General features: G+C 68.3%; 2 protein-coding genes. One reads left to right on the plus strand and one right to left on the minus strand.

Features of this window, described 5'->3' with window-relative positions:
* Positions 1-89 precede the first annotated feature (89 nt).
* Complete coding sequence (locus tag ACYPYD_RS22860; protein ID WP_459665720.1) at positions 90-1,289, minus strand: MFS transporter; 1,200 nt, start codon at positions 1,287-1,289, stop codon at positions 90-92.
* Between the two features lie 258 nt (positions 1,290-1,547).
* Here ACYPYD_RS22860 and ACYPYD_RS22865 point away from each other — a divergent pair, with 258 nt between their 5' ends.
* On the plus strand, positions 1,548-2,039 hold the full coding sequence (locus tag ACYPYD_RS22865) for an asparaginase domain-containing protein (protein WP_008833648.1): 492 nt from the start codon (positions 1,548-1,550) through the stop codon (positions 2,037-2,039).
* The last annotated feature ends 103 nt before the right edge of the window (positions 2,040-2,142 follow it).

Here is a 2,142-nt window from a genome sequence, read left to right on the forward strand (position 1 = left end):
CGGACTTGATCCGGGACCGGTGGCTGTCTTTAGGCGCGCGTCAAATGCGCGCGCGGTGAGGTGGGCTGGTCACGGCCAGCGGTCCCGGATCAAGTCCGGGACGACGTCCGGTAAGCCCCCAACGTTCCGATCAGCACCAGCACGCCGATGAGCGCCACTCCCGAGCAGGCAAGCGCAAGATCGGAATTCCCGGTCGCGTCCACCATCCACCCGAACAGCGGCGGACCGAACGCGGCGCCGAGGCTGAACAGGCCGAGGATGGCGCCGTAGGTCGCTCCGTAGTTCTCCAGTGCGGCGTAGCGGCTGGTGAAATAGGCGAGCATGTCCACTTCCGCCCCGGCCGCGAGGCCGAGCAGCAGCGCGGCCGGGATTGCGGGGCCGTCGAGCCACAGGATCACGCAGGCGATCACCGGCGAGGTCAGGAACAGCACGGCCACGCGCGGGGCGTGGAAGCGGTCGAACAGCCAGCCGACGAAAGCGCGGGCGAAGACCACCGCGATGCCGATGAAGGCGGCCACTCCGGCGGCCTGCGCGGGCGGTACCCCCCGGTCCACCAGCATCGGCACGAGATGGACGATCAGAGCCGCGACGATGACGCCCAGCAGGAAGCCGATCAGGGCGATTTGCAGCGTCTTGCGGGTGATCTCGATGCTGCCGCGCTCGCGCTTGTCGTTGGCGACGCGCTCTCCGCGCCCCGTCAGGAGGCTGACGGGAATGCCGATCACGGCGATCACGATCGCTATGGCATGAAGGCCGGTGCGCCAGCCCTGCGCCGCGATCACCGGGCCGAGCAATGCGGGCGCGAGGATCGCCGCCATGCCGGAGCCCGTCAGCATCAGCCCCAATGCGAAGCCGCGCCCGGCATCGAAGCGCAGCGAGACGACGCGCGCCCAGATCGCCGGGGTCGTCCCGCAGCCCGCCAGAGAAACGAGCAGCCACAGGCCGTACCACGCGGTCAGCGACGGCCCGGTCTCGGCCAGCGCCACCAGGGCAAGCGGCGTGGCCAGATAGCTGGCGATGGCGATGGTGCGGTTGCCGAAGCGGTCGGCGAGGCGTCCCACGACAGGGGCGGAGAGGAAGATGCCCAGCTGCTGGAACGTCGCCGCGCCCGAGACTTCGGCGCGGGTCCAGCCAAACTCCGCCTGCAGCGGCGTTACGAACAGGCCCAGCGAGTAGAAGCCCACGCCCATCATCCCCACCCCGATCGCCAGCGCGGCGGCAAGGACGGTCGGCCATCCGGCGGCCAGTTCGCTGCGGGCGGTAAGCGAGGGTGACGCAAGGGTGCTCATGGTCGCAGTGGTGCCATGGATCGGCGCGGTTGTGCAGATGCGAGATGGCGGGAGGTCGCAGGGCGAATATCCGTGCGGCGTGTGCGGCGGGGGCTTCGACAGGCTCAGCCTGAGCGGAATTGATAGGGCATTACGCTACTCCCGCTCACCCTGAGCTTGTCGAAGGGTCAGGCACAGCCTCTCGAAGCCCCATCGGCAAAGCGCCCCCTTACCTACGAAGGAATTGGAAACCCGCCCGTCCCGCAGTAAGGAACGCGCATGAACCAGGCACCCATTCTCGTCATCACCACCGGCGGCACCATCGACAAGCAGTACTTCGACGCGCTGAGCGAGTACCAGATCGTCGAGAGCGTGATCGGCAAGCTGCTGGCCACCGCCCGCGTGGCGCATCCGTTCCGCGTCGTCGAACTGCTGCGCAAGGACAGCCTCGAACTCACCGACGAGGACCGCGCGCTGATCGCCGCGACGGTCGCCGGGGCGCCGGAAAGCCATGTTGTCATCACCCATGGCACCGACACCATGACCGACACCGCCGCCGCGCTCGCCCATATCGAGGGCAAGACCGTGGTAATGTGCGGCGCCATGCAGCCCGCCCGTTTCGCCGAGAGCGACGCGGCATTCAACCTGGGCATGGCGTTCGGCTGCTGCCAATCGGCCGGCCCGGGCATCTGGATCACCATGAGCGGCACCGTGTTCGACGCGCTGAAGGTCCGCAAGGACCGCGAGGCGGGCAAGTTCGTCGCGCGCTGAGCACGGGCGGACGAGGGCACCTTCGTCCACCCCCTTCGTCATTGCGAGCGTAGCGAAGCAATCCAGGGAGGTTGGACGCCGCCCTGGATTGCTTCGCTACGCT

This window comes from Novosphingobium sp. 11B (assembly GCF_054589055.1).

Coding starts and splice junctions, on each gene's coding strand:
- ACYPYD_RS22860 (WP_459665720.1), bottom strand. CDS start 1,289: ATGAGCACCCTTGCGTCACCCTCGCTTACCGCCCGCAGCGAACTGGCC.
- ACYPYD_RS22865 (WP_008833648.1), top strand. CDS start 1,548: ATGAACCAGGCACCCATTCTCGTCATCACCACCGGCGGCACCATCGAC.